This window comes from Leucobacter sp. M11, assembly GCF_035726885.1.
Classification (GTDB): Bacteria; Actinomycetota; Actinomycetes; order Actinomycetales; family Microbacteriaceae; genus JAPFRB01.
Window position 1 is genome coordinate 111,291 of the sequence record NZ_JAPFRB010000005.1, and the last position, 6,193, is coordinate 117,483.

The window sequence follows — 6,193 nt, forward strand, 5'->3', positions numbered from 1 at the left end:
TTGCCTGCACCGCGATGATGATCGTGTTCGTGCGGCTCACCGAGACGATGCCGACGATGTTGAGCACCGTGACCGCGGCGATGGCGAGCACGATGAACACCCAGTTCGGCACGGCGGGGAAGGCCGCGTTCAGGTAAATCCCGATCACGAGGTAGTTGATCATCGGCAGGAACAGGTAGTCGAGCATGAGCGCCCAGCCCGCCATGAAGCCGATGCCGGGCCCGAAGCTGCGCTGGGAGTAGGTGTATGCGGAGCCCGCGTAGGGGAAGGCCCGGGCCATGAGCCCGTAGGAGCGGGCCGTGAAGAGCATGACCACGAGGGTGACCAGGTACGCGAGGGGGAGGCGGCCGCCCGTGGTCTGGGTGACGATGCCGTAGGTCGTGAACAGGGTCAGCGGGACCATGTAGACGAGTCCGAACAGGACGAGGGAGGGCACCCCCAGCACGCGCTTGAGCTGGGTGGTGGCGGGGCCCCCGATGGTCGGGGTGCCGGTGGACCACGGTGATCCGGTGCCGCCGTTCATCGTTGAATCGGCGGAGTTGTGTGTGTTCATGAGCGGTCCGATCACATCCTTTCTGGGGTTGCCGGGAAGGTCTGTTCTCCGGCGAGGTACGTGGCCCGGACGGGGTTGTCCGGGAAGGCCTTTGGCGACTCGGTGCGCGGGTCGCGGGCGAGCCAGAGCAGGTCTGCGGCGTTGCCGGGGGTGAGCGTTCCCCACGCGGCGGGGCCGCGGTCGGCGAAGGCCTGCCGGGCCGTTCCGGCGGTGGCGAGGCTCAGGCAGAGCTCCAGGGGGAGAATCTGTTCGGGCGTCCACCCGCCTGCGGGGTCTCCGGCGACCGTGGTCCGGGTTGCGGCGATCGCGATGCCCTCGCGCACGTCGGCGGAGCTGCAGGGCCAGTCGGAGCCGAAGGAGACGGTGGCGCCCGAGTCGGTGAGGGTCTTCGACTGGTACTGCCGGTCGCTGCGCTCAGCGCCGAGCCGGGGCACCGTGAGCACGGTCATGAGGCCGTCCTGCTGGGCCCACAGCGGCTGCAGGTTCGCGATGACCCCGAGCCGGGCGAAGCGGGCGAGGTCTTCCGCGGTGGCGAGCTGCACGTGGGTGATCACGGGCCGGGTGCCGGTCTCGCCGTTGACTGCCCGGCTGTGCTCGATCGCGTCGAGTGCGGTGCGGACGGCCCGGTCCCCGATCGCGTGCACGAAGGGCTGGAAGCCCTCGGCCTCGACGGCGGCGATTGCCCGGGCGAGCGCCTCGGGCTGCCAGACCTCCATGCCCCGGTGCTGCCCGGTGCAGTAGGGCTCCAGGAGCGCGCCGGTCTCGTTCTCGATGACGCCGTCGGCGAAGAACTTGATCGTGTTCGCGGTGAGGAGCGGGTGGCCAAGATCGCGGATGCGCTGCCGGGCGGCGAGCAGCTGGGGGAGCTGGGCCGGGAAGCGCCGGGGGTCGGCCAGGAGCGCGAGGTTGGTGCGCACGAGCAGCTGGCCGCGGCGCGCGGCCTCGACGTAGACGTCCACGTCGGCGGGCTCGACCCAGGCGTCCTGCACCCAGGTGGTGCCGAGCGCGGCGTAGTGCTCGCCCGCGGTCCGGAGCGCGGTCAGGCGGTCCTCCAGGTCGTACCCGGGCTGCACCGCGTTGATGAGGTCCATCGCGCCCCACTCGCGGAGCACGCCGAGGGGCGCGCCGTCCTCGCGGCGGGGGATCTCGCCGAGTGCCGGCTCCGGGGTGTCCGCGTGGATCCCGGCGAGTTCCAGGGCCCGGCTGTTGCACCACACCGTGTGGTAGTCCCAGGCGCGGAGCATGACCGGCCGGTCGGCGACGGCCTCGTCGAGCCACCGGGCGTCGAAGAGGCCGTCCTCGACGAGGGAGCCGTTGTAGGAGGCCCCGATGATCCAGTCCTCCTCCGGGTGCGCCTCGGCGTAGCGGCGGACCTCGGCGACGATGTCTTCGACGCTCGTGAGCCCCACGATCTGCGGGCCCTGGGCTTCGAGGCCGCCGAAGATCGGGTGCGCGTGGCCCTCGGCGAAGGCGGGCATGAGGAAGCCGCCCGCCAGGTCGACCCGGGCCGCGTCAGCGGCGGCCGGGTGCTCGTGCGCGGCGGGGCCGAGCGCGGCGACGCGTCCGGCGACGACGAGCAGAGCGTCACTCTCGGGGGCGTCCAGCTCGGGCCACACGGTGCCGCCGTGGAACAGCGTGGCTGGCCCTGCGCTCGTTTCGGCGCGGGTGGCGGCGTGCTCGGTCATGGGCCCTCCATTGGGTTCTCCGGGTGCGGCTGGCCCCGGTGCGGGGGCCGTTCCGTGCGGTGTGCGAGGACGAACGAACGTTGTTCGTCCTTGGTCTCTGTAATGTACTGTTGAGAAAATTGGCTGTCAAGCCGGGTCGAGGATGACCCGGGCCGGAGAGGATGCACGATGAGGCTGAACCGTCGGGAGATCGCGCGGGCCGCGCTGGAGCTCGTGGAGGAGCACGGCAGCGAGGCCCTGACGATGCGGCAGCTCGCCGCCCGGGTCGACCGGCAGCCCTCCTCGCTCTACAACCACGTCAGCGGGCGGCAGGCGGTCATCGAGGAGATGCGCGCGCTCATCGTGGAGAGCATCGACGTGACCCCCTTCGCCGAGCAGCCCTGGCCGCGGGCGCTCGCGGACTGGGGCCGCTCCTACCTCGCCTCCTTCGCCCGCTACCCGAACAGCATCTCCCTGCTGGCGACGACCACGATCACCGACCACTCCACCCTGCGCATGTACGAGGTGGTCATCTCGGCCCTCGTGCGCGGCGGCTGGACGGCCGGGGACGCGGTCGCCGGGATGCGCGCGGTTGAGGCCTATGTGCTCGGCTCCGCCCTCGACCGCGTCGCGCCGGAGAGCCTGCTCAGCCTCGAGGCGCTCCCGCCCGGCCTGCCCGCGCTCCGCGAGGGCCTCACCGGCGCAAACGCCCGGCACGCGAGCGCAGCCGCGGGCTTCGAACTGGGCTACGAGATCCTGATCGCGGGCATGGAGGCCCGCGTCACGGCCGCGCTCTGAGGCCCCGGCCCCCGGGCTGCTGCGGCGAGAGGGAGCGACTCGTGATCGCCAGTTCGAGGGCGAGCCGGGAGGCGCTGCGCTCGAGCACATCCGAGCCGAGCACCTCCTGAACCTTGCGCAACCGGGCGTAGAGCGTTTGGCGACGGATGCCGAGCGTCCCCGACGCCGCGGTGACGGACAGCCCGGCCTCGAAGAAGGCTTCGAGCGTGTCAATCAGTCGGGTCCCGTGCGCTCGCTCGTACGCGAGCAGCGGCCCCAGCTGCGCTGCGGCTAGGGATTGCACGGCGGGTTCTCGAACACACCGGCCGAGCGCCACGGTCGAGGACAGCTCCCGGTGGGAGACGAGCCCGGGGCGAACGGCCATTTCCTGCACGAAACGAAGCTGGTCCTGAAACTCGGCGAGCGCCGCCGGGAACCCGGCCAGGGCACCCACACGGGGCCCCGCAATCAGGGTGTGCGGGGGCACCCCCGCTGTCCCGAGGCCCTCGGCGAGGTGCCGGGCGCGGCTCGCGGGCGTATCCGCATCATTCTCGGCGCTTCGGACGGTGAGCACCAGCTCGCCGTAGCTGCGCGGGACGTGGATGTGGGCGCTCGGCGCACCCGGCACGGGCGGCGCGAACAGCTCGCTGACCGGGCCGGCCGGCGTCAGGGCGGGGCCGCCGGCACTCGGACGCAGACACCACAGCTGGATCGCCTCGTCCGGCCGCACCCGGAAACCCGACTCCGCCAACCGGGTCAGGGTCGGGCCGTGCGCGTCGGGGGACCCCGAACGGAGCAGGTCCAGGATGAGCGCCCCCTGGCGCAGCTGCACCGAGGCCAGCGGGACGGGGGCTCGCTCCCCGGTGCCCGAGGGGCGAATACGAGCGAAGCTGGCCTTTGCCATCTCCAGGAAGGGGACGACCTCGTGAAAGACCACGAGGGGAAAGCCCAGTTCCCGCGCCTCCGCCCTGAGCGCTTCCGGGAGGCGCGGAAAGGACCTGCCCAGCTCGATGCACAGGGCCGAGACCCCGGCCCGAGCGAGACTCCGGACGTACTCTCGGCACTCCTCTGGGCTCCGTTTCACGAGCCCCAACCCCGTCGTGAGGAGCACCTCGCCGCCCTGAAGCAGCGGCCCGATCTCGTAGATCTCACTGGTGTGCACCCAGTCGCAGGGCAGGTGAGCCAGTCTCGTCCCGCTCAACACCTCGGGTCGAGCCCGGACGACCTCGGGGAGGTCCAGAAAGCCCGCAACCGACAGCTCCATGCCAGGCATTGTACAGAGTGTCCCCTCCCGGGTCAGTCCCACTGGACAGACTGGCCCTGGCTGAACCCCGGACGGCATCCTAGGGTCTTCCTACAGTCAGACCCGGGTACAACGGCGGTGGAAGGGCGCGCACATGAACAGGACACCTCGGGGGGCACAACGGAAGCGGTACGGGGCGGGGCTCGGCGCGATCGGCGTCGCGATGGTTCTCGCCCTCGCGGGGTGCAGCCCCGCCGACGACGGCGACGCAACGGCTTCGGATGACGTGCCGTTCTTCTTCGGGGCCTTTGCCACGCCGCTGGAGGAACCGTGGGACGGCGCCGTCCACGACGCGTTACAAGAGGTCGCGGACGAGGGGCTCATCCGGTACGAATATGTGGACCAGCTCGCCACGGCGGACGAGATGGAGCGCGGCCTTCGGGACATCATCGTGAACCAGCAACCCGATGTGATCTTCGGGGATTCCTTCGCGGCGGAAGAAGCCGTCCGCGCGGTCGCCGCGGATCACCCCGACACCGCCTTTGTCTTCGGCTCCGGGGGCGAGGAACAAGAACCCAATTTCAGCGTCTTTGATAACTGGTTGCAGGACCCGGGATACCTTGCCGGCATGCTGGCCGGGGGCCTGAGCGAATCGAATCGAATCGGGGTCGTCGCGGCGATGCCAATCCCCGAGGTCAACCGGATCGTGAACGCCTTTCTCGAGGGGGTGTCTGAGACGAACGCCGACGCGACCGTCACGGTCTCCTTCATCAACTCCTTCTTCGACCCGGCGACGGCGAAACAGGCCGCTGAGGCGGCGATCTCCGGGGGAGCCGACGTGCTCTTCGCCGAACGGGAGGGCGTGATCTCAGCCGCCCTCGAATATGAGCTCCCCGTGATCGGCATGATGACCGATCAGAAAAGCCAGGCCCCCGAATACGTCGCCACCTCGCTGGTGTGGCACATGCGGCCCACGGTCGAGGAGGTCCTTGCCGAGGTCGAGCGCGATGCCTTCCGCGCGCGAAACCTGGGGGAGTACTCGTTCATGATCGCGGGAGGCAGCGAACTGGCGGACATCAACCGCGACACCGCCTATCCGATCCCGGACGAACTCATCGAGCGCATCGCACAGCGCGAAGCTGAAATCCGTGCCGGGGAATTCGTGACACCGGTGAACGAAGACGTTCCCCCGGGTGTGACCGGTTCCGGGTCATGAGCCCGACCCCCGTTCCGGAGACCCCGGCGACGCCGCTGCTGGAACTGATCGGCATCAACAAGCGCTATGGCGAGGTGCAGGCCAATCGAAACCTCTCACTCGCGCTCTTTCCCGGCGAGGTGCACGCGCTCCTCGGAGAAAACGGCGCGGGCAAGAGCACCCTGACCCGAATCCTCTACGGGCTCAGCCGACCAGACAGCGGCGTCATCCGCGCGGAGGGAACGCCGGTTCGCTTTGGCACACCCGCCGAGGCGATGGCGGCCGGCATCGGCCTCGTCACCCAGGAGTTCTCGCTCGTGCACACGATGACGGTCGCGGAAAATGTCATCCTGTCGGGGGCACCCCTCGGCCGAATCGACCTGAACCGGGCGAGAACGCTCGTCCGCGCGCTCGGGGATCGGCTTGAGCTGGCGCTGGAGCCAGACCGGCTCGTGGACAGCCTCTCCGTGGGGGAGCAGCAGCGCCTGGAAATCATGAAAGCGCTGGTGCACGACAGCCGGGTGCTCGTCCTCGACGAGCCGACCGCGGTGCTCACCCCGCAGGATGTGCGGGCGCTGTTCGGCATCCTCGGCCAGCTCGTCGCCGAGGGGCTGAGCGTCTTACTCATCTCGCACAAACTCCACGAGGTCGCCGAGATCGCCGACCGGGTCAGCATCCTGCGACACGGCGAAGTCCTCACCACGGTGCCGGCCGCGGGGATGCGGGCCGAGGAGCTCGCGCGGCTCATGGTCGGCGCGGAA

General features: G+C 70.1%; 6 protein-coding genes. 3 read left to right on the top strand and 3 right to left on the bottom strand.

Annotated elements, in window-relative coordinates; all coding sequences use genetic code 11:
- Together OOT08_RS15825 and OOT08_RS15830 are read right to left on the bottom strand one after the other, a co-directional pair.
- On the bottom strand, positions 1-523 hold a 523-nt coding region (locus OOT08_RS15825; RefSeq protein ID WP_442916277.1), incomplete at its 3' end, for an APC family permease.
- A gap of 41 nt (positions 524-564) precedes the next feature.
- Positions 565-2,238 carry an amidohydrolase gene (locus tag OOT08_RS15830; RefSeq protein WP_325093797.1) on the bottom strand — a complete coding sequence of 558 codons (1,674 nt, stop codon included), beginning with the start codon at positions 2,236-2,238 and terminating at the stop codon, positions 565-567.
- A gap of 168 nt (positions 2,239-2,406) precedes the next feature.
- Between OOT08_RS15830 and OOT08_RS15835 the strand changes: the two genes are divergently transcribed.
- Entirely contained in the window at positions 2,407-3,015 is a 609-nt protein-coding gene (locus OOT08_RS15835; protein ID WP_325093798.1) for a TetR/AcrR family transcriptional regulator C-terminal domain-containing protein, read from the top strand.
- On the opposite strand, the gene OOT08_RS15840 is transcribed toward OOT08_RS15835, so the two are convergent.
- Positions 2,999-4,258 carry a PucR family transcriptional regulator gene (locus OOT08_RS15840; RefSeq protein ID WP_325093799.1) on the bottom strand — a complete coding sequence of 420 codons (1,260 nt, stop codon included), beginning with the start codon at positions 4,256-4,258 and terminating at the stop codon, positions 2,999-3,001. The genes OOT08_RS15835 and OOT08_RS15840 overlap by 17 nt on opposite strands.
- 133 nt (positions 4,259-4,391) lie before the next feature.
- Here OOT08_RS15840 and OOT08_RS15845 point away from each other — a divergent pair, with 133 nt between their 5' ends.
- Both OOT08_RS15845 and OOT08_RS15850 read left to right on the top strand, forming a co-directional pair.
- Positions 4,392-5,453 (top strand): BMP family protein, encoded by a 1,062-nt coding sequence (locus tag OOT08_RS15845; protein ID WP_325093800.1) that lies wholly within the window; start codon positions 4,392-4,394, stop codon positions 5,451-5,453.
- Positions 5,450-6,193, top strand: a 744-nt coding sequence (locus tag OOT08_RS15850) for an ATP-binding cassette domain-containing protein (protein WP_325093801.1), incomplete at its 3' end; no start/stop codon positions are given. The genes OOT08_RS15845 and OOT08_RS15850, both read left to right, overlap by 4 nt.